The sequence below is a fragment of the Pseudomonas sp. PLMAX genome (assembly GCF_046042685.1).
GTDB lineage: Bacteria > Pseudomonadota > Gammaproteobacteria > Pseudomonadales > Pseudomonadaceae > Aquipseudomonas > Aquipseudomonas putida_AE.
The window spans coordinates 4,747,283-4,769,366 of sequence record NZ_CP064949.1 but is presented as its reverse complement, the minus strand read 5'-3'; the positions used below and the strand labels follow the sequence as shown (position 1 = coordinate 4,769,366).

Annotated in this window: 12 protein-coding genes and 2 pseudogenes; 9 read left to right on the top strand and 5 right to left on the bottom strand. The window is 63.6% G+C overall.

The features are described from left to right. Positions 1 to 320 precede the first annotated feature (320 nt). Positions 321 to 1,805: an ATP-binding protein gene (locus tag DKB71_RS21585; RefSeq protein WP_408597302.1), complete on the top strand. Its 1,485-nt coding sequence runs from the start codon at positions 321 to 323 to the stop codon at positions 1,803 to 1,805. Here DKB71_RS21585 and DKB71_RS21580 read toward each other — a convergent pair. Continuing rightward, on the bottom strand, positions 1,770 to 4,574 hold the full coding sequence (locus tag DKB71_RS21580) for an ATP-binding protein (protein ID WP_408597300.1): 2,805 nt from the start codon (positions 4,572 to 4,574) through the stop codon (positions 1,770 to 1,772). The two genes, DKB71_RS21585 and DKB71_RS21580, sit on opposite strands and share 36 nt — an antisense overlap. A gap of 130 nt (positions 4,575 to 4,704) precedes the next feature. Then, positions 4,705 to 5,118: pseudogene (locus tag DKB71_RS21575) on the bottom strand (helix-turn-helix domain-containing protein); the annotation flags it as partial. Positions 5,119 to 5,275: 157 nt separating this feature from the next. On the opposite strand from DKB71_RS21575, the gene DKB71_RS21570 reads away from it, so the two are divergent. From DKB71_RS21570 to DKB71_RS21550, 5 genes are all read left to right on the top strand, one after another. Continuing rightward, on the top strand, positions 5,276 to 6,196 hold the full coding sequence (locus DKB71_RS21570) for a LysR substrate-binding domain-containing protein (RefSeq protein WP_408597298.1): 921 nt from the start codon (positions 5,276 to 5,278) through the stop codon (positions 6,194 to 6,196). A 312-nt stretch (positions 6,197 to 6,508) separates the two neighbouring features. After that, positions 6,509 to 7,111, top strand: a complete 603-nt coding sequence (locus DKB71_RS21565) for an antibiotic biosynthesis monooxygenase (RefSeq protein WP_323627756.1) — start codon at positions 6,509 to 6,511, stop codon at positions 7,109 to 7,111. Further along, positions 7,108 to 8,946 (top strand): amidohydrolase, encoded by a 1,839-nt coding sequence (locus DKB71_RS21560; protein ID WP_274076655.1) that lies wholly within the window; start codon positions 7,108 to 7,110, stop codon positions 8,944 to 8,946. Before DKB71_RS21565 ends, DKB71_RS21560 begins: the two co-directional genes overlap by 4 nt. A gap of 37 nt (positions 8,947 to 8,983) precedes the next feature. Then, positions 8,984 to 9,610, top strand: a complete 627-nt coding sequence (gene ycaC, locus DKB71_RS21555; RefSeq protein ID WP_274076656.1) for an isochorismate family cysteine hydrolase YcaC — start codon at positions 8,984 to 8,986, stop codon at positions 9,608 to 9,610. A 135-nt stretch (positions 9,611 to 9,745) separates the two neighbouring features. Next, positions 9,746 to 10,642, top strand: coding sequence for a LysR family transcriptional regulator (locus DKB71_RS21550; protein WP_408597295.1), 897 nt, complete (start codon positions 9,746 to 9,748; stop codon positions 10,640 to 10,642). A gap of 124 nt (positions 10,643 to 10,766) precedes the next feature. Here the strand turns inward: DKB71_RS21550 and DKB71_RS21545 are convergent. The 3 genes and pseudogenes from DKB71_RS21545 to gspG form a co-directional block, all read right to left on the bottom strand. Next, positions 10,767 to 11,318: pseudogene (locus tag DKB71_RS21545) on the bottom strand (hypothetical protein). 150 nt (positions 11,319 to 11,468) lie between these two features. Then, positions 11,469 to 12,656 (bottom strand): type II secretion system F family protein, encoded by a 1,188-nt coding sequence (locus DKB71_RS21540; protein ID WP_323627758.1) that lies wholly within the window; start codon positions 12,654 to 12,656, stop codon positions 11,469 to 11,471. 14 nt (positions 12,657 to 12,670) lie between these two features. Beyond that, on the bottom strand, positions 12,671 to 13,120 hold the full coding sequence (gene gspG / locus DKB71_RS21535; RefSeq protein ID WP_046815462.1) for a type II secretion system major pseudopilin GspG: 450 nt from the start codon (positions 13,118 to 13,120) through the stop codon (positions 12,671 to 12,673). Between the two features lie 206 nt (positions 13,121 to 13,326). On the opposite strand from gspG, the gene DKB71_RS21530 reads away from it, so the two are divergent. The 3 genes from DKB71_RS21530 to DKB71_RS21520 all read left to right on the top strand — a co-directional run bounded on the left by DKB71_RS21530 (position 13,327) and on the right by DKB71_RS21520 (position 22,082). After that, positions 13,327 to 13,935, top strand: coding sequence for a lytic transglycosylase domain-containing protein (locus tag DKB71_RS21530; protein ID WP_408597292.1), 609 nt, complete (start codon positions 13,327 to 13,329; stop codon positions 13,933 to 13,935). A gap of 205 nt (positions 13,936 to 14,140) precedes the next feature. After that, complete coding sequence (gene mnxG, locus DKB71_RS21525) at positions 14,141 to 19,978, top strand: manganese-oxidizing multicopper oxidase MnxG (protein ID WP_408597290.1); 5,838 nt, start codon at positions 14,141 to 14,143, stop codon at positions 19,976 to 19,978. 151 nt (positions 19,979 to 20,129) lie between these two features. After that, positions 20,130 to 22,082: a cytochrome D1 domain-containing protein gene (locus DKB71_RS21520; protein WP_408597288.1), complete on the top strand. Its 1,953-nt coding sequence runs from the start codon at positions 20,130 to 20,132 to the stop codon at positions 22,080 to 22,082. Positions 22,083 to 22,084: the final 2 nt, after the last annotated feature.

Here is a 22,084-nt window from a genome sequence, read left to right as displayed (position 1 = left end):
AAGTCCTACGTCCAAGTGGTAAATGTCTGAAAGTCTTTGGCGTTAAAAGCAAAAGCAGACGGCTATCCACATGGCATTACGGCTTCGGCAGCGTGCGGCACATGCGTTTCCTGTTCAGTGAAAAGCTCGGCCTGACCCCGATCCAGTACCGCGAGCAGTTCAGCTGACACGCTTGTCCGTTGTGCGCACCCAGATGGCCGTGACGCTCCCCCCGTGACGGTTGTACCGTCACCAGAGCCTGCCAAGATACCGCTGAACTCATTGCAAGGAAGGTACGGAGCCTGTCATGTGCCGAGCAGGTTTCCAGCGGGTGAAAGCGTATGAACAGCCTCAGAAATGTAATCAGCGACACGGTGCTGCACTTTGGCCCCTACGCCTTCCACGTCAATCAGCGACTGGTTCGCCAGGGTGATCAGCCGCTGCGCCTGGGCGGGCGTGCGCTGGATATCCTGCAGGTGCTGGTTGAACATGCCGGCTCGGTGGTCAGCAAGGACCATCTGATTGCCCGGGTCTGGCCGAGAACGGTGGTCGAGGACATCAACCTGCGTGTGCACATCGCGGCCCTGCGCCGGGCCTTTCGTGACGGACACGACGGGCACGGCTACATCGTCAACATCCCCGAGCGTGGCTACAGCTTTGTCGCGCCGGTGCGCCAGGCGCTGGAACTCACGCCTTTGGCCAGCGACGCCTTTGCACCATCCCCCCACAACCTGCCGGCACGACTCACACCCGTCATCGGTCGCGATGCCGTGGTGGGCAGTCTGGTGCGCAAGTTGCCAGCGCGCCGTTGCATGACCCTGGTCGGGCCCTGTGGCATCGGCAAGACCACCGTTGCCCTGCGTGTCGCCGAATTGCTGTTGCAGCACTTTCGCGATGGCGTGTGGCGGGTGGATCTGGCGATGATCGACGACCCGGCACAGGTGGTCGACTATGTGACGCGCACCTTGCAACTGGACGTGGGTACGACCCTGGACGCGCTGGGACAGTGGCATGCGTTGCTGGTCCTCGACAATTGCGAGCATCTGCTTGAGCGCTGCCGGGCACTGGTCGAGCAGCTGTTGATTTCGGCACCGCGCCTGTCGATTCTCGTCACCAGTCGTGAGCCGCTGCTGGCCACCGGCGAAGAACTCTTGCCATTGCCGCCGCTGCTGGTGCCACCGAGGTCGGCGTTACGTTGTGTCGATGAGGTCATGGGCTATTCGGCCGTGCAGTTGTTCGTCAGCCGTGCCCGCGCCCGCCAGCAAGGCTTTGCCCTGCGCGAGCAGGACCTCAAGGTCGTGCGCGAAATCTGTCGTCGACTCGATGGGCTGCCATTGGCTATCGAGCTGGCGGCGGCGCAGATCGATGCGCTGGCGCTGGTGGGGCTGCAAGCGCAACTGGACAACTGTTTTCAGCTGCTGACCCAGGGGCGGCGCACGGCGGTGCCGCGACACCAGACCCTGAAGGCGGCCCTGGACTGGAGCTATGAGCGGCTGAGCCCGATGGAGCAAACCGTGTTGCAGCGTCTGGCGGTGTTCAAAGCGGCGTTCACCCTCGACGCGGCGATCGCCGTGATCAGTTGCGCGACGCTGCCGCCGTCCAGCCTGAGCAGCGTGATGCAAAGCCTGGCGCTCAAATCGCTGCTGGCACTGGAGCAACTGCGCGGCGTGACGCGCTACCGTTTCCTCAATACCACCCGTTGTTATGCCCTGGAAAAACTCGAACAGAGCGGCGCCTTGCGCACCTTCGAAATGCGCTACGCCGGCTACGTCAGTCACACCCACCGGCCATCAAGCCGACTCGTGGCTGTGGAGCTCGCCGAGTAGGCGTTGCGCGGTGGCCAGGTCCGGTGTGGCATGGCCTTCGGTAAACCGCTGGTGGATCGGCGACAGCAGCTCCCGGGCCTGCCGGTCGCGGCCCTGACGCTGCCAAAGCCGCGCCAACGAGGTGGCGCTGCGCAGCTCCCAGGCCAGAGCGCCCTGGGTTTTTGCCACGTTGAGCGCCTTGATCAATATGATCTCGGCGGCACAGTCTTGCACCGGACAATCAGCGGCCAGCAGCACATCGGCCCTGGCACGCAGAATCTCCGCGGTGCTCCAGCACGCCGCACCGGTTTGCGCGCGTTGCAGCAAGTCGTCATCAATCAGGCGGCTGTCGAGGGTGATCATGAGTTCCTTGATCAGGCCCACAGCGGGACGCGGCGACGCATCGGCCTGGGCAGTGTCGATAACCTGCGCATAATGTCGAGCCCAGGTATGGAACAGCAGCACCGAGTGTTTCTGCGCCTGTTCCAGCAGCAGGTGCAAGAGTTCGCGAGCGGTTCGGGCGTCGCCGTTGTAATGGGCGATCAGGCAGCCCGCCAGGGCCAGGGTGTAACAGATGGACGTGCCATGGTTGATCTGCAGTGCGATGTCCAGTGCCTGCCGGGCCGTACGCCAGGCTTGCTCCGGTTGGCCCTGGATCCAGAGGATACGGGCGAGGATGGTCAGCGCGGCGACGCTCTGGTCGTATTGCACGCCAAATCCATGGGTGAAGCGATTGAGATGACCACTGTGGGCCATGCGCTGGATCACCTCTTCGGCGTTCATCCGGGCCCGCTGCTGATCGCCGGCAAAGTGCAGGGCCAGGACCCGCAGGCGGTGGGTACTCAGGGACAGCATCGGGTCACCATGCAACCCCAGGCGATCGAATTGCTCGCTCTGTTCCAGGGCCATTTGATAGTGGCCGCAACTGAGGTTGACCGCCAGGTGCCCGGAGATGGCGCGCAGTTGTCCGGCTACGTCCTTGCAGTGTTCGGCCAAAGCCCGGGCGCTGACGAAGGCCTCGACGGTTTCGACGGTGCCGCCCTGGGCGTGGTAACAGGTGCTGCCTAGGGCCAGTTTCAGCAGCATTTGCAGCCGTGGGCAGACTTCGGGCGCGGCATCGAGCAGGGCCAGGGCCTTGCGCACATAACCGCCGTACTCGTTGAGCAGCGACAGTTCCTGCCACAGCGGCGTGGACGTCGCGGTCAGGCGGATCGCCAGCGCCTGCGGCCCTGATGCAGACAGGCCCCAGTCGAGCGCCGCGCGGATGTCCTCGAGGCTGCGGGCATAACGCTCGATCCACAGACCGGTGGGGATCTGTTCCCAGTCGTCCTGCGCCTGCTGCATCAGGGCCAGGCATCGTTCGGCGTGGCGCTTGCGGGTGTCGGGCAGTTCAGTGCTCTGTTCGAGTTTTTCCAGGGCATAACGGCGGGTGGTGTCGAGCAGGCGGTAGAACACCCCTTCGTCACCGACGTCCACGATCAGCAGCGACTTGGCCACCAGTTGCATGATCGAGCCAAACACCTCGCGCGGTTCGATGTGTTCGCCCACGATCACCGCCGCGGCCGATTCCAGGGTAAAGCCACCGCGCAAGATGCCCAGGCGCCGCAGGCATGTCTGTTCGCAGGCAGTGAGCAGGTTGAAGCTCCAGTCCAGCGTCGTGCGCAGGGTTTGATGCCGGCCCAGGGTCGTCTGGCCGCTGTGGGCGAGCAGGCGAAAACTTTCCTGCAACTGCGCCAGCAAGCCGCTGAGGCCAAGGTTGGCGACTTGCGCGGCCGCCAGTTCCAGGGCCAGCGGAATGCCGTCCAGGCGCTGGCAGATCTCGATGACCAGCGGCAACTCGGTATCGGTCAGTTCAAAGCTGTCGTGGTTGGCCATGGCCCGCTCGATAAACAGCTGCACGGCGGAAAAACCCAGGGCCTGGGTGCGGTCCTGCACGGTGATGGGTGGGGGGCATTCCAGCGGTTCCAGGCGCTGGACGAATTCGCCTTCGGCGCGCAGGCTCTCGCGGCTGGTGGCGAGGATGTGCACCTGCGGCGCGCCACCCAGCAGGCTTTCACAGAGCAGTGCCACGCTGTCGATCAGGTGTTCGCAGTTGTCGATGACCAGCAGCATATGCCGCTCGCGCAGGAACGTGGCAAGTGTGCTCAGCGGTTCGCTGTCGTGCAGGGACAACCCCAGCAATGTCGCCAGATGGCCGGTGATCAACGAGGGGTCGTTGATCGGCGTCAGGTCCAGCAGGCGGATGCCGTCGCGGTAGTGGCCGATCAGTTGCTCGGCGACGCGCAGGGCGACGCTGGTCTTGCCGATGCCGCCGGGGCCGACCAGGGTGATGAAGCGCTGGCGCGGCAGTTGCGCCACCAGCCTGTCGACCAGCACCTGGCGGCCGATCAGGCGGGCGCGGCGCAGGGGCAGGTTATGGCCGCTGGATTCAACCAGGTCATTTTGCGGACGGTGTTCGATGGGCGCAAGCGACCACGGCGCGACAAAGCTGTAGCCGCGCTGGGCCACGGTGACGATGTAGCGCTGGCCGGCCTGGCCGTCGCCGAGGGCTTTGCGCAGGGCGGCCATGTGCACCCGCAGATTGATCTCTTCCACCACGCTGTCGGGCCAGACTTCAGCGATCAGCTGTTGCTTGCTGACCACCTTGCCGGCGTGTTCCAGCAGGATCAACAGGATGTCCATGGCGCGCCGGCCCAGGCGCAGGGGCCGGTCGGATTCCAGCACCAGACGTTGTCCGGGGTAGATCCGGTAGGGGCCGAAATGCACAGCCTGTTCGAGGGCGAGGGTCAACGGGTTGCTCCTGTGTGAATGCGTCTGGAACGCACTTATGGAGCATATTCCTCATATTTTTGCCGGCGCGCAATGCGTCGTTTATCACAGCGGTTCTACTCGGCGCTCGATGATCCGGGTGCTGCCCGCAGGCAGGTGATGTGGGGAGGGCGCGTACGGCCCGGCAACGCCACGCAAACGGATTGATGCCCTCGCTGCGGGTGAACATGTGGCAGAAGTGAGCCTGGTCGCAGAAGCCGCATTCGAGGCTGATTTGCGTGAGACTCAGGTCGGTGTGCTGGATCAGTTGCTTGGCCCGGGCGATGCGTTGCTGGCGAATCCATTCCTGTGGCGAACAGCCGGTGCTGCACTTGAACGCGCGGGAGAAATGACTGCGCGACAGCGAACAAGCCTGGGCCAGTTCGGTCACTTGCAGGGATTCGCCGAGGCGATCGAGGATCAGTTGTTTCACCAACTGTTCGCGCTGCGGACCGAGGCCGCTGGCGCTTTTTTCCCGGGGCTGCGCGACTGTCGCGCGAGCGGCGCTTTGCTGGAACTGAGCCATGGCGAATGTCCGAATGGGTAGGATTCATTCTTGAACCCCAAGGCTCTGGCGCGCGAGTTAAACGTTGTTAATTCCTCATGCAGGGTGGGCAGTCCTGGGTAAAGTCAGACACAATCGCCACCTCGCGCCTGGCTTGACACACAAGGGAACCGTGCCTATGAACCGTAACGATCTGCGTCGCGTCGACATGAACCTGCTGGTGATTTTCGAAGCGCTGATGTTCGAAAAGAACCTGACCCGCGTGGCGGAAAAACTGTTCATGGGCCAACCGGCCGTGAGTGCGGCCCTGGGGCGGTTGCGCGATCTGTTCGACGACCCTTTGCTGTTGCGCAACGGTAGAAGCATGGAGCCGACGGCGCGGGCGCTGGCGATTCTCAAGGAGCTGCAACCGGCCATGGACACCATTTCCGGCGCGGTCAGTCGCGCCAAGGAATTTGATCCGGCGACCAGTTGCGACGTCTTTCGCATTGGCCTGTCGGACGATGCCGAGTTCGGTCTGTTTCCGCCTCTGCTGAGCAAGCTGCAGGAAGAGGCACCGGGCATTGTCGTGGTGGTGCGCCGGGCCAATTACCTGCTGATGCCGGCGTTGCTGGCGTCGGGGGAAATCTCCGTGGGCGTCAGCTACACCACCGACCTGCCGGCCAATGCCAAGCGCAAGAAACTGCGGGATATTCCCTGCAAAGTGCTGCGCGGTGACACGCGACCGGGGACGCTGACCCTGGATGAGTATTGCGCGCGCCCCCATGCGATGGTGTCGTTTTCCGGGGACCTGAGCGGCAATATCGACCTGGATCTGGCGAAGGTTGGCCGCACCCGCCGGGTGGTGTTGGGCGTTCCGCAGTTCAGTGGCTTGCGCGCGTTGCTCGCCGGCACCGAGATGATTGCGACGGTGCCGGATTATGCGGCGTGTGCGCTGGTGGAGGGGTGTGGCTTGCGTGCCGAGGATCCGCCGTTCGAGATTGCGGCGGCGCAATTGTCGATGGCCTGGAGCGGGGTGCATGACAATGATCCGGCGGAGCGCTGGTTGCGGTCGCGGATCAGTCAGTTCATGTCGGAGCCGCTGTCGATCCCGGCGTGACCGCGGCGGCCTGCCGGCCAACCTGTATTTTCGCGGATGTACCCAACCCCTGTAGGAGCTGGCTTGCCAGCGAAGGCGGCTACCAGGCCAACCTATCTCCTACAGATGTACTCGGACCACTGTGGGAGAGAGCTTGCTCGCGATTGCGGTGGGTCAGTCAGCAACATTGTTGAATGTAAAACCGCCTTCGCTGGCAAGCCAGCTCCTACAGGGGGCTCGGGGTCCCTCGCAATAAGAGCACGTACATTCAATTTTTTCCTTCCTCGCCCCGGCATTATTCAATTCAATATTGTCTCGCCGGAGCCCTCCGCCATGCCTGATTCCAACGTGCTCGACTCGCCTTTCGAGGAGGTCGTGACCCTGGTCATCAAACACCGGGTCAGGGCCGGTTATGAAGTGCCCTACGAGGCCTGGCTGCGCAACATCGTCAGTGTCGCCGGACAGCAGGAGGGGCACCTGGGCGTGGATGTGATGCGCGGCAAGAACGCGGGCCTGGATATGTACACCTGCGTCCTGCGGTTCCGTTCCACCGACGCGATGCAGCGCTGGCTCGATTCGCCGCAACGCCAGGCGCTGGTCAACGAAGCCACGCCGATGCTGGCCGACGGCGACCAGACCGAGGTCAACCCGGTCAACGAATTCTGGTTCGCCCCCCAGGTCGAGTCGGGCTCGCCACCGCCGCGCTGGAAGCAGGCCGTGGTGACGCTGCTGGTGATTCTGCCGCACACCTTGCTGGTGCCGCTGCTGTGGGGGCCGTTGTTGCGGCTCAACGCCGTGCTCTCCAACTACGTGGTCGCGACCTTCCTGATCACCCTGACCATCGTGCTGTCGGTGGTGTACCTGTTCATGCCGATGGCGACGCGCCTGTTCGCGCCCTGGCTGTCTTCTTCCACTGCGCCCAAGGAAACGCGATGAACGCCGATCTGATTCTGTTCAATGGCCAATTTCATACCGTCGACCGTGAAAACCCACGCGCCACTGCGGTCGCCATCAGCGAGGGCCGCTTCGTCGCGGTCGGCAGCGATGCCGAGGCCATGGCCTTGCGCGGTTCTGGCACGCAGGTGATCGACCTCAAGGGCCGTTGCGTGATCCCTGGCCTCAACGACTCGCACTTGCACCTGATCCGTGGCGGTCTGAACTACAACCTCGAACTGCGCTGGGAAGGCGTGCCGTCACTGGCCGATGCGCTGCGCATGCTCAAGGATCAGGCCGACCGCACACCCACGCCGCAATGGGTGCGGGTGGTCGGTGGCTGGAACGAATTCCAGTTCGCCGAAAAACGCATGCCGACCCTCGAAGAGTTGAACCAGGCCGCGCCCGATACCCCGGTGTTTGTCCTGCATCTGTATGACCGCGCCTTGCTCAACCGCGCCGCGCTGCGGGTCGCCGGCTACACCCGCAACACGCCGAACCCGCCGGGTGGCGAGATCGTGCGGGACTCGAACGGTGAACCCACCGGCATGCTGGTGGCGCGGCCCAACGCGATGATTCTGTACTCGACGCTGGCCAAGGGGCCGAAGTTGCCGCTGGAGTACCAGGTCAACTCGACGCGCCAGTTCATGCGCGAACTCAATCGCCTCGGCCTGACCAGTGCCATCGACGCTGGCGGCGGTTTCCAGAATTACCCGGACGACTATCAGGTGATCGAGCAGTTGGCCAGGGACCAGCAACTGACCGTGCGCATCGCCTACAACCTGTTCACCCAGAAACCCAAGGAAGAACTGACCGATTTCAAGAACTGGACCAGCAGCGTGACCCTGCACCAGGGCGACGACTACCTGCGGCACAACGGCGCCGGGGAGATGCTGGTGTTCTCCGCGGCGGATTTCGAGGACTTCCTCGAACCGCGCCCGGACCTGCCGCAAACCATGGAAGACGAACTGGAACCGGTGGTGCGCCATCTGGTCGAGCAGCGCTGGCCGTTCCGTTTGCACGCCACCTACGACGAATCCATCAGCCGCATGCTCGACGTGTTCGAGAAGGTCAATCGCGACATCCCGTTCAACGGCTTGCCGTGGTTCTTCGACCACGCCGAAACCATCACCCCCCGCAACATCGAGCGGGTGAGGGCGCTGGGGGGCGGCATCGCCATCCAGGACCGCATGGCGTTCCAGGGCGAATACTTCGTCGAGCGCTACGGCGCCAAGGCAGCGGAGGCGACGCCACCGATCAAGCGCATGCTGGCCGAAGGTGTACCGGTCGGCGCTGGCACCGATGCCACGCGGGTGTCCAGCTACAACCCATGGACCTCGTTGTACTGGATGGTCAGCGGCCGCACCGTCGGTGGCCTGGCATTGCACGCCGAGGGCCTGTCGCGCCAGACCGCCCTGGAACTGTTCACCCACGGCAGCGCCTGGTTCTCCTCCGAGCAGGGCAAGAAAGGCCAGATCAAGGTCGGGCAACTGGCGGACGTGGCAGCCTTGAGCGCGGACTATTTCAGCGTCGAGGACGAAGCGATCAAATGGATCGAGTCGGTGCTGACCGTGGTCGGCGGCAAGGTGGTGTATGCCGCCGATGATTTCGAAAAACTTGGGCCCGCCAGCGTGCCGGTGCTGCCGGACTGGTCGCCGGTGGTGAAGGTACCGGGCCACTGGCGGCCGAATTCGCCGTTGCAGGCGCAGGTTCACCAGTGCAGCGGACCCTGCGCGGTGCACTCCCACAGCCATGAGCGGGCGCGTCTGTCGAATGCGCCGGTGAGTGATTTCGCCGGGTTCTGGGGTGCCTTCGGCTGCTCGTGTTTTGCTTTCTAATCAACTTAAGCGACAACCATCCACCAAGGAGTTTTTCATGAGCAACGTTCCTTACAAACGCCTGAACAAAGACGATGCAGTGGTGCTGCTGGTCGATCACCAGACCGGCCTGATCTCGCTGGTCCAGGACTTCTCGCCCAATGAGTTCAAGAACAACGTGCTGGCCCTGGGCGACATCGCCAAGTTCTTCGAACTGCCGACCATCCTCACCACCAGTTTCGACAGCGGCCCAAACGGTCCGATCGTGCCGGAGCTCAAGGCGCAGTTTCCGGACGCGCCGTTTATTGCACGCCCTGGCCAGATCAACGCCTGGGACAACGAAGACTTCGTCAGGGCGGTGAAGGCCACCGGTCGCAAGCAACTGATCATCGCCGGCGTGGTCACCGACGTCTGTGTGGCGTTCCCGACCCTGTCGGCCCTGGCCGAAGGTTTTGAAGTGTTCGTGGTGACTGACGCTTCCGGCACCTTCAATACCACCGTTCAACAAGCCGCCTGGGCCCGCATGTCGGCCGCCGGCGCCCAGTTGTTGAACTGGTTCTCGGTTGCCTGCGAGCTGCAAGGCGACTGGCGCAACGACATGGAAGGCCTGGCCAACCTGCTGTCGGAACGCATTCCGAACTACCGTAACCTGATCAACAGCTACACGACCTTTACTTCGAAGTAAGTCGACAGGCTGAAAAGATCGCAGCCTTCGGCAGCTCCTACAGGGGAACGCGTACAACTGTAGGAGCTGCCGGAGGCTGCGATCTTTTGCTTTGTAAACGTTGTAAAGTGTCGGACTGTCAATCAAGGCGCGACAATGAACCCGTTCGAAGATATGCGTATTTTTTGCCAGGTGATGGATTCCGGCAGCTTCACGGCCGCCGCCGATCAGTTGGGATTGTCCAAGCAGTTTGTCAGCCGGCGCCTGATGCAGCTCGAAGCGCGTCTGGGTGTGCGGCTGCTCAATCGCTCGACAAGGCGGCTGGATGTCACGCCCCTGGGGCAAAGTTACTACGAATCGGCTTTGCGCCTGCTGGGCGAAGTCGAGCAGGTAGAGCAGGGCATCGCCGGGCAGACCACCGAGCCGCGCGGCACCATTCGCGTGAGTGTGCCGCTGTCGTTTGCGCTGGCGCATCTGGGGTGCCTGCTGCCGCAGTTTCTGCAGCGTTATCGTGACGTCACGGTGGAGGTGGACCTGAGCGATCGCCCGGTGGATTTGCTCGGCGAGGGCTACGACCTGGCACTGCGCATCGGCACGCTGGAAGATTCGACGTTGATCGCGCGGCGCATCGCTTCCATCCAGCGCGTCTACTGCGCCAGCCCGGCTTACCTGGCCGAGCGCGGTACGCCGGACAAACCTGAAGACCTGAACCAGCATGACTGCCTGCCGTACGGCCACGGGCGTCAGGTGCAATGGCGCTTCGAAGGGCAGGGCAAGCCGTTGATGGTCAATGTCACCGGGCGGATGCGGGTCAACAATGGCGAGTTGCTCAAGGACGCGGCGATTGCCGGGATGGGGATTACCTATTTGCCGACGTTTATCGTCGGGGCGGCGTTGAAGGATGGGCGATTGGTGGCGGTGCTGGATGAATTTTGTCCCGAGCCGCTGACGCTGTCGGCGGTGTATCCGCAGCATCGCCAGGCGTCGCGACCGGTGCAGGCGCTGATCGAGTTTTTGCGCGAGCGGCTGGATCAGACGGAAGTTGTGTTGTAGGTCGGCGGTTCACACATCCACTGTGGAGCGGGCTTGTTCGCGAAGGCGATGGCACAGTCGACATTGATGTTGTCTGACACTCCGCCTTCGCGAGCAAGCCCGCTCCCACAGGGATTACTGCAAGTCAGTTGACGCGTTTGTCGTCGCCGGGTTCGCCAGCAGCATGCAGGCCGCGATCGTCACCGACCTCGCCGGAGCGGTGAACCCCATTGTCGTCATGCCCGGCCTGATGAACGCCATGCGATCGTCACCCGGTTCAGAGTGGGTGCTGCTACGTCCGGAGTTCGAGGCGGTATTGCCGGCGTGTCCCGAAGCATGGTCGCTGCCGCCATGACCGCTGCCGGCGCTATTGCCGCCGTGACCACCGCCATTGCCACCGCCGCCGCCACCACTCGCCTCCGCCGTGGCCACCACCATTACCGCCGCCACCGCCACCGCTGCCACCACCGTGACCGCCGCCGCCGCCACCACTGCCGCCGCCACCACCGTGACCGCCGCCACCGCCACCACTGCCGCCACTGCCGCCACCACCACCGTGGCCACCGCCACCCCCACCACTTCCACCTTCTTTCGCCTGGGCACTTGATACCCCGGACAGGCTGTCCGGAATCAGGACGGTAGACGCCGATAAGACCGCGCCAATCGCTACCGCCAGTAATAGCTTGTTGATGTGCATGTCGTTCTCCGTCTTTTAATTCAAGTTGGAACGTTGATGAACAATGCAACGTGCTGCCATATTCAGTGGGTAAACACGCCTGGGTCCGGCTTTATTCGTTGTCACGGGGAAAAAGACTGAGATTTTTCGGGCAGGCCCGTCCCAGAGGCGTCAGTGAATGCTTGAGGCCAGCTCGAAAATCGGGATGTACATCAAAATCACGATCACCCCGATCAGCAGGCCGATGAAAGTCATGAGCAAGGGTTCGAACAAACGCACGAACCATTCGATCCAGCGGCTGATTTCTTCGTCGTAGAAGTCCGCACTACGCTCCATCATCTGCCCGAGGTTGCCGGACTGTTCGCCAGCGCGCAGCAGGCGCAGGGACACCGGGGTCACCAGGTGATTGAGTTCCAGCGCCGTCGACAGCGATTGCCCCTCGCGCACCCTTTCGCAGGCCTGGTCCAGGCGCAGGCGGGAGGCCGGGGTGAGCAGGTTGCGGACCATGCCCATGGCGGTGACGAGGGGGATGCCGCCTTGCAGCAGGATGCCCAGGGAGCGGTAGAAGCGCGCCAGTTCGTACATGAAGATGCGTTGATGCACCGCCGGCAGTTTCTCGATCAAGCGGTCCAGGCCCCGACGAAATGAAGGCTGGCGCTGGAGGAAGGCGAGGGCGATGACGATCGTCGCCAGTGCGCCAAAGAATTCGCCCTGGTGGGCGTGCAGGAACATGCCGCTGCTCATGAGGATCTGCGACAGCCACGGCAGGTTCGAGCCCAGCCCTTCGAACACCAGGCTGAAGCGCGGCACCACATAACCCATCAGGAACAACACCACGCCACCGCCCACCACCAGCAACAGCATGGGGTAGATCGAGGCGCTGACGATCTTCTGGCGAACCTCGTCCATGCGCTGGCGATAGCTGACGTAGCGGCCCAGGGCTTCACCCACGGCGCCGGTCTTCTCGCTGGACTGGACCAGGGCGACGTAGAGCGGGGGGAACACCGCCGACAGTTGGCCCAACGCCTGGGAAAACGATTTGCCTTCGTAAAGCAGGCGCACCAGTTCGCTCAAGGTCTTGCGGGCCTGTGGCGCATTCTCTTTTTCCGCCAGGCTTTCCAGCGCATCGATCAACGGCAGGCCGGCATTGAGCAGGGTGGTCAGTTCCTGGCTGAACAACACCAGGTTGAAGGTCTCACGCTGCCTGGGGCGCAGCGCCCGCCAGTGCCGCTCGGCGTGCAGGCTGACCACCCGCAGGCCCTGGTCCTCGGCGATGCGCCGGGCTTCGCTGTCACCCGGTGCCTCGACAGTCATTGAAACCACACCGGCCTTGCCGACCGCTTTGAGGTGAAAACGCATGGTCGCCATTCCCGTCATTGCCAACTGGTGACTTCGGCGTTTTCGCCTTCGCCGCCGGGTTGGCCGTCCTTGCCCATGGACAGCAGGTCGTATTCGCCGTTTTCGCCAGGGTAGCGGTAGTTGTAGTTACGGCCCCAGGGGTCCTGCGGCAGTTTTTTCTGCAGGTACGGACCGGTCCAGCGGGTTTCGTCACTGGGGGCGGTGACCAGTGCCTGCAGCCCCTGTTCGGTCGACGGGTAATGGCCGACCTCCAGGCGGTACAGGTCCAGGGCCTTGCCCAGGCCTTCTATCTGCGCCTTGGCCACCTTCACTTCGGAACGGCCCAGTTGCGCGAAATATTTCGGCGCGACGATGCCGGCCAACAGCCCCAGCACCACCAGCACCACCAACAGTTCAAGCAATGTGAACCCGCGCTCGGCTCGAGGGGGAAAAGCACGCGGGGCGAAACGCAGACGCTGTTTCATGTTGACCTCACACAGTCGGCAGAAGGGTCGCGATATACGCCTATGCAATTGCCATGCAAAGCCCCGCTCAAGCCCACGACATCCTCGTGCAGCCCCCGTATTCCGGCCACTCGCGCTTTCGGCACAGTGCTTGCGTATGGCTGATACGCGACTGGCCATTGGGGCATTACCCCCATTTTTCGGGGCCGGTCAGGGGAGGTAGAACCATGAAAACTCTCACCACAGGATTGCTTGGCATGATGCTGCTGGCCGGTGCTGTCCAGGCCGATGTGTTTGTTTCCAGGGACGCCAAGGGCGACTTCGTTTTGTCCAACGTCCATCGCCCCGGCCGCCACTACGAACGGGTGGTGCAAGAGGTCGAAGTGGCGGCGGTCAGCCTCGATCAGCAGCCGCAAATGATCGCTTCGCGCCCCTATGCCGAGCTGGTCTCCAAGGCCGCCACGGACAACGAGTTGCCGGCCGCGCTACTGCACGCGGTGATCCAGACCGAATCGAGCTACAACGCCCGCGCCGTATCGCCCAGGGGCGCGGGCGGGTTGATGCAGTTGATGCCCGACACCGCCCGCGAGCTGGGGGTGAAAAACGTCTACGACCCCAAGGCCAACATCCAGGGCGGAGCCCGATATCTCAAGCGCCTGATGACCCTGTTCGACAACGACATCGCCCTCGCCGTGGCCGCCTACAACGCCGGGCCGCAAGCGGTGCTCAGCCGTGGCGGGGTGATCCCGCCGTTCGCCGAAACCCAGCGTTATGTGCCCAGTGTGCTGCGCCAATACCGGCGCCTGCAGGGGCTGGCGGCGGATGCCCCGCTATGACGAACAGCTTGGGGCGAGTTTCCCCAACATTGGGGCATGGTGGCCCCGACGCAAAAGTGGGGAATGGGTGGGGAATATCCCCCGATGAATTAAATGGCGACTGTAACTGTTTGAAATAACGATAAATTTTTTATGGCATACAGATTGCTCAAAGGGTTTTGTCGAGAATTATTCCCTGTGAGCACCCACAGCGAGGCCCGTGATCATGACCGGCACATTCCACGCTCCATCCGTCCTTCCCTGGCTGCTGTTGGCCGCATCGATGCTCGGCATCGAAGTCGCCGAAGCGGCAGCGCGATGTGAGCGCAACCTGGTGGCCAACGTCGTGGCGCTGGACCAGCCGCTGATGTTCAACCGCCTCGGTGCGCAGAACGTCAACGGCATGATGTTCGCCCTGCGTCGCGATGTGGTCGATGACCATGACGTCTCACTGGCCCAGGGTGGTGCGGCGGTGCCGGGCAAGGTTTCGCTGCGTCCCGACAAGCGTCCACGTCCGCTGGTGCTGCGGGTGGCCGCCGGTGACTGCCTGACCATCAACCTGCAGAACCTGCTGGCCTATCAGGCCAACCCCGGTTCCCACGACGGTGGCGAGGAAGAGGAGGGTGAGGAAGAAGAAGGCATCGAAGTGGGCGATAACGAAAACTTCAAGGTCGACGAGCAAGTGGCCGACCGCCATGTCGGTTTCCAGGTCAACGGCATGCAAGCGGTCAACAGCATCGACGACATCGCTTCGTTCACCGGGCGCAATGCCAATAGCCTGATCGCTCCGGGCGCCAGCCGCTCATACACCCTGTACGCCGAGCGCGAAGGGGTGTTCGCCGCCAGCAGCCGTGGCGCAACTTTCGGTGGTGAAGGTGCGGCCGGCAACGTCGCCAACGGTCTGTTCGGCCAGGTCGTGGTGGTGCCCAAGGGCGGTCGCACCTACCGCAACACGGTGACCGAAGAAGAAATGCGCCTGGCGACCACAGGGCGCACCCCGGCCGGTCAGCCGATCGTCGACTACCAGGCCCGCTACCCGCAACGCGAGCCGTGGGTCCGTGAAGGCAAGGCCGGCACGCCGATCATCAACATGGTCGACGGCAATGAGATCATTTCCAGCGAGAGCGACGCGATCGTCATGGGCAGCAATGCCGACGGCAGCTTCCCGCCCTCCACCTATCCATTGGAATCGGTGGGCAAACGCAACCCGGCGCTTCCCAATCGGCTGGAACCGTTCCGCGACTTCGCCTCGCAGTTCCAGGATGAAACCGCAGCGACCCAGGCGTTCCCGGCCTATTGGGCCGACCCGGTGATGGCCCACGTGCTGGAGCCGACCCGCGATTCCTTCATGATCAACTATGGCTCCGGCGGCATGGGCGCCGAAGTGGTCGCCAACCGTCTCGGCGTAGGTCCGATGCACGATTGCCTGTCCTGCGCCTACGAAGAATTCTTCCTTAGCTCCCACACCGTCGGCGACGTAGCGATGCTGGTGGACGTGCCGGCCAACGCCGGCCTGGAAGGCATCACCCCGGGCCAGACTCCGAACGCCGACCAGGTGGGCGTCAAGGCGACCATGGCGCTGTACCCGTCCGAGCCGTCCAACGTCAACCACAGCTACATCGGCGACTTCGTCAAATTCCGCAACACCCACAACGGCCATGAGCAGCACATTTTCCACCTGCACGGGCATCAGTGGCTGTTCAACCCCAACGATGACAACTCGGACTACGTGGACGCCCAGGGCATCGGTGCGGGCGCCGGCTACACCTATGAAATCGCCAACGGCGGTTCGGGCAACCGCAACCGGGTTGCGGGCGACGCGATCTACCACTGCCACTTCTACCCGCACTTCGCCCAGGGCATGTGGGCCATGTGGCGGGTGCACGACGTGTTTGAAGAAGGCACTAAACTGGAAGTCTCGCAACAAGGCAACGATGGTTTCCACAGTGAGCCCTATGCCCTGCGCAGCGGTAAACCCGCGGCGGGCGCACGGGCCTTGCCCGATGGCGAAATCGTCGCTGGCACACCCATCCCTGCGGTAGTGCCGCTGCCCGGCAAAGCCATGGCACCGATGCCAGGCAAAGTCGCCGTGGTACCGAAAATCGGCGAGGGCCTGTTGGCCGCCAACGACGATGACGATGAAGAAGAGGGCGACGATGACGGCGAGCACCATGGCGGCAGCGGCGGCGCCCAGGCCATCGGTTCCCTGGCCCTGGTCGATCGCAGTGAAGCCAACCGCAACGCCGACGGCACCCTGAAAAACCCTGGGTATCCATTCTGGATCGGCGGCATGGAAAGCTCGGTCGGCCAACGCCCACCGACTCCGCCGCTGGACATGCTCGACGCTGCCACGGCGCAGGCCTTGAAAGCCACGGGCAAAGCCTTGTGGGCCAACCTTGACCCGGCTCAGTCCGGTGGCTGGGACGGTGGCCTGGGCCGCCATGTGCTGGACGGCATGTCTGCCGGTGGCGAGGCCGAGACCATTACCACCTCGCTGGATTTCTCCAAGACGGTCACGCGTGCCAAGCCGATCTACCTGCCGGAAGAGGGCACTGAAGTCGAGCAAGCGGCCATGGCCTTCCACGCCAAAAAGGACCACCCAAGCTACGCGCTGCTGCCGGGCAACCAGATCGTCGCACGGCCTTTCCGCACCAACGGCGCCTTGCCGATGGCCGGTGCGCCATTCTATGAACCGTGCATGGACGACCGGCAGAAACGCCTGGGCAGCAGCGCCGGCATCGGTGAATTCAACAGTGGTGAGCGGCTCGACGGCATGTCCTTCATTGGCTCCTCGAGTTTCACCGCCGACCGTCCGCGCATCTACAAGGCGGCCAACATCCAGTTCGACGCGGTGTACAACAAGGTCGGCTACCACTTCCCGCAAGCGCGCATCCTCGCGCTCTGGGAAGACGCCTGGCCGGTGATCACCAAGCAGCGTCCGCCAGAACCTCTGGTGATGCGCATGAACACCTTCGACTGCGTGCAATACCAGCAAACCAACCTGGTGCCGGCCACCTATGAGATGGACGACTATCAGGTGCGCACGCCGACCGACGTGATCGGCCAGCACATTCACCTGCCGAAGTGGGACCTGGTGTCGGCCGACGGTTCGTCCAACGGCTGGAACTACGAAGACGGCGTGCTCTCCCCAGGTGCGGTGCAAGAGCGCATCCTCGCCATCCGCGAGTTCAACCAGTGCGAGGGGGCTGATCCGCGCGACGGCACGCCGGCCTGCCCGAAAGCCAAGAACCACCCGTACTTCGGTCAATATGGCCGGGCTGACTGGGTCGGCGCGCGTACCGCGATGCAGCGCTGGTTCGTCGATCCGGTGGTGAACGCCAAAGGCGTCGACCGTGGCCTGGGCACCATCTTCACCCACGACCACCTCGGCCCATCGACTCACCAACAGATTGGCCTGTACGCCACCGTACTGGCAGAACCGGCCGGTTCCACCTGGTTCCACGCCGAGACCGGCGAGCCGTTGTACAGCGGCGCGCGTCAGGACGGCGGACCGACTTCGTGGCAAGCGGTGATTAATACCGGTGACATCGACGGCGATGGCAAGAACGACAGCTTCCGTGAGTTCTTCCTCGAGTACAGCGACTTCCAGCACGCGTATGAAGCCGGTGTGTACGTCGGCGCAGGCCCGGACGGCAAGCCGAATGCACAAGCCTTCCCGGCTACGGCGGACAGCTTCCGCTACGCCATCAACCCGCCTGTGCGTAACAACGCCAGTACCTTGCTGGACGGCATTGTCGAAATGCAGGGCGGCATGCTGCCCGGCTGCCCGACCCGGCCATGCCCTCAAGCCATCTCGGTGGATGACCCGGGCATGTTCGTGGTCAATTACCGCAACGAACCGCTGGCCCTGCGGGTGTACGACCCGAACAAGGTCGGCCCGGACGGCAAGCGCGGCATGCAGGCCGATGGCCTGGGCGGCGACCTGGCGTACGCCATGCAAAGCCGTACCGACCGTGCGATCCCGGCGATGAACCTGGCGCCGAACCTGATCACCGCGGCCACCGGCCCAACCGGCGGCACCACGCTGTTCCCGCCGCACATCAACAAGGGCGGCGCCGAGCCTGGCGATCCGTTCACCCCGATGCTGCGGACCTACACCGGCGACAACGTGCGGCTGCGGGTGCATGCCGGTGGTCACGAGGAGGAGCACAACGTCACCCTGCACGGCGTGAAGTGGCTGCAAAGCGGTTCCGGTTTCGGCAACAGCTCCAACTCCGGCTGGCGCGCGTCGCAGATGATCGGCATCTCCGAGCAGATGGGCTTCATTGCGCCGGTGTCGATGCTGTCCAGCTCGGCGGCCACCACCGGTGACTACCTGTACTCGATGGATGCTTCGATCGAAGGCTACTGGAGCGGAATCTGGGGCGTGATGCGCAACTACACCACCCAGCGCAACGACCTGTTCGCCTTGCCGACCAATCCGAAACCGACCGGCATGCGCAACACCGTGGCCTTCGACGGCATCTGCCCACGGTACGGCGCCAACCCCAACGGCATCGGCACCCGTCCGACCCCGCAGCGCAACTATGAAGTGGTCGCGGCGCTGGCCAACGACATCCTCGGCAACCCGCTGGGCCTGACCATCGGTGATCCGGCGAATCTCGGCCAGCATGTCGGCGGGCCGTTGAATCCGGCCGGCGGCACCCTGGTGTTCAACTCGCGGACCGTGAGCATTCCGCAGGTCACTGTGTTCGACCCTGAAGACGGTGAAACCATCACCATCGGCGGGCAAAGCGGGCCGCTGCATGACCCGACCGCGATCCTGTATGTGCGCAAGGCCGACCTCGACCCTGCCACCGGCAAGCTCAAACCCGGTGTGCCAGTCGAACCCCTGGTGCTGCGCGCAGCGGCCGGTGACTGCATCAATGTCACCCTGGAAAACCGTCTGCCGAGCGTGATGCCGGACCTGGCCCAGACCGCGGTGATGCAAGGCATGGTCAAGCGTGATCGCAACAGTGGCACCGGTTCGACCACCTTCAGCAACAACCTGATGCGGCCGTCGAGCCACGTGGGTCTGCACGCGCAATTGCTGGCGTACGACATCACCAAATCCGACGGCACCAACGTCGGCGCCAACCCGACCCAGACCGTGCCACCGCGTGTCGGCAGCAGCGGAGCCTACCCGACCCGTACCTACCAGTACTACGCCGGGCACCTGGAGCGTGAAGGCAAACCGATCACTCAGTTGGGACGCAATGTCGACAACATCAACGCCACGGCGATCGAGTTCGGCGGGTTGAATTTCACTCCGGCGGACGTGATCAAGCAGTCGCAAAAAGGCCTGGCCGCTGCGGCGAGCATCCTGCCGGCGGGCGCCACCTGGGTTGACGACATGCGCAAAGTGAATGCCACGGTCACCGCACCAGGGCAAACCAGCTACCGCGACTTTGCGATGGTCTGGCAGAAGGCCTTGAACATTCGCTGGGCCAATGGTCGGCCTGTGGAAGGGATTGCCGCGGAAGGGTTCGGCGTGCCGAACGATCCGCAGGACAACTCGAGCATGGCCATCAACTACAGGACCGAACCCATGTGGTACCGCTTCGGCCTGGCCCCGGATGCACCGTTCGGGCGCGCCGATGGCGCGGGCTACGGCGACATGGTGAACGCGCACATGGCCTACAGCAATGCGCTGGTGGGTGGTGATCCGCAAACGCCGGTGCTTTACGCGAGGCCTGGGCAACCATTCCGTACGCACATCCTGATGCCTACCGGCGGCAGTCGCGGCACGACCTTCCAGTTGGACGGGCACGTCTGGTCGACCAACCCGTTCCTGTCGGAGAAGAGCGATACCGGCGGCTATCCGATGGGCACCCCTGGCGTGGGCTCGGTGAAGTTCGGCTACAACCCGATGTCGATGTACATCGGCGCCCGCGAGAGCGTCCTGCCGGCAGCCCACTTCAGCTTCATGCTGCCGAGCGCCGGGGGGGTCAACGCGATACCGGGTGACTACCTGTTCCGCGATTACGCCGCCTACGGCAACACCTCCGGGTTGTGGGGGCTGTTGCGGGTGACCAACGAACCAGAGCCGGCCCCGGCGCCATAGGGCAGGCAAACGCAACACCTGTAGGAGCTGGCTTGCCAGCGAAGACGGAGTGTCAGACACATCAATGTTGAATGTGCTGACGCCTTCGCTGGCAAGCCAGCTCCTACAGGGGGCGGTGAGGCAGGCAGAGATCTGTAAAGGGAGAAGTGACATGAACAGGACCATCAAAATCGCCAGCGTGGCGCTGATCGTCGGGGTCGCGCTGATCTGGTTCGGGGTGTGGCGCACATCGCCACCGACCCTGCTCAGCGACATTGCGCTGCCCGACACCTGGAGCGACCAGACCCTTGAACGCGACGGCGTCTCGGTGGCCCTCGAAGTGCGCCCGCTGGCCGAAGGCGGCGTGTTGCGCGAGGGTGAGTTTGCCGACGTGCGTTTCAAGGTCACCGACAAGGCGTCCGGCCAACCGCTGGCGGGCGTCGCCCCCGGCGCCTGGATCGACCCGGAAACCGTCGCCGCCGACCAGGCCCAGGGCCGCGAACAAAGCTGCAAGGCCCGGGTCGGGGTGTTCCTCAAGTCGAGTATCGGCGCACGGCCGCTGCTCGATCTCAACAGCTATTTCCTGATGGTGATGAACCGTGATGCCAGCGTCTCGGTGGTCGACCCGTCAGTCTCGGTGGGCGGTATCACCAGCACCCTGACCCGCATCGACATCAAGCAACCGCCGATGGATTGGGTCACCCCCAGGGACAACAAGCGGGTATTCGTGTCGATGCCGACGTCGGGCGAAGTCGCGGTGATCGACAGTGAGCAATTCAAGCTGATCGACTCGGTGGCCGCCGGGAGTAACCCGGTGCGCGTGGCCTTGCAACCGGACGAGCGCCTGCTGTGGGTGGGCAACAATGCTCCGTCGGCCGAGCAATCCGGGGTCACGGTGATCGACACCGCCAGCCTCAAAATAATCAAGCATCTGGCCACCGGCAGCGGCCACCACGAGATCGCCTTCAGCAAGGACAGCCGCTTCGCCTTTGTCACCAACCGCGACGACGGCACCGTCAGCCTCATCGATATCGCCAGCCTGACCATCGCCAAACAGCTCAAGACCGGTTCGCACCCGCTGTCGGTGGCGTACTCGCCACTGTCCGGCGCGGCTTATGTGGCCGATGGCAAGGACGGCACGGTGACCGTGGTCGATGCCGCGAGCCAGTCGGTGCGGCGGGTGATCAAGGTCAAGCAGGGCCTTGGCCCCATGGGCTTCAGCGCCGACGGGCGTTTCGGCATCGTGCTCAATACCCTGGAGAACCAGGCCGCGGTGATCGATGCGGCCAACGATGCGCTGATCCATGAACTGGACGTGTCCGCCGAACCCTACCAGGTGGTGTTCACCAAGGCCTATGCCTACGTGCGCGGCCTGGCCTCGGCCAAGGTGACGATGATCAACCTGGCGTCCCTCGGCGAAGGCCGCAAGCCGATCAGCCAGGGTTTCGAAGCCGGGCCGCAGCCACCACGGCTGGCCGGTGACCTGCCCCTGGCGTCGAGCCTGGCGGTGTCGCGGGACGACAACGCGGTGTTTGTGGTCAACCCGGTGGACAACACCACCTACTTCTATGCCGAAGGCATGAACGCGCCGATGTCCGGCTACCCCAATCGCGGGCAGGTGGCGCGGGCAGCACTGGTCATCGACCGCAGCCTGCGCGAGGTCGAACCGGGGCTGTACAGCTCGCGGATCAAGCTGCCGGCGGCGGGGCGCTTCGACGTGGCGTTCCTGCTCAACCAGCCCAACATCATCCATTGCTTTAGCGCCGTGGTGGAGACCAACGACAAACTCCCGCCCGTCGCCGGCGCGCCGAAAGTGGAGTTCATGCTCGACAAGACCACGGCCGCCTTGGGCAGCCCTTATGTCGTGCGCTTTCGTATCGTCCAGGGCAAGCAGAAGGTCCAGCGCAGCGGGGTCAAGGACGTGCAGGTGCGCTACTTCCTCGCGCCGAGTTCACGGCCCCAGCACGTCGCAGCACGGGACGTCGGCAATGGCATTTATGAAGCCCCGGTCACCCTTGACCAAAAAGGCGCCTGGTACCTGCACGTGCGTGCGGCGTCCCTGGGTGCGAATTTTGACGACCAGACTTTTGCCAGCGTTCGGGTAACCCCAGGCATTGCTCATTGAAG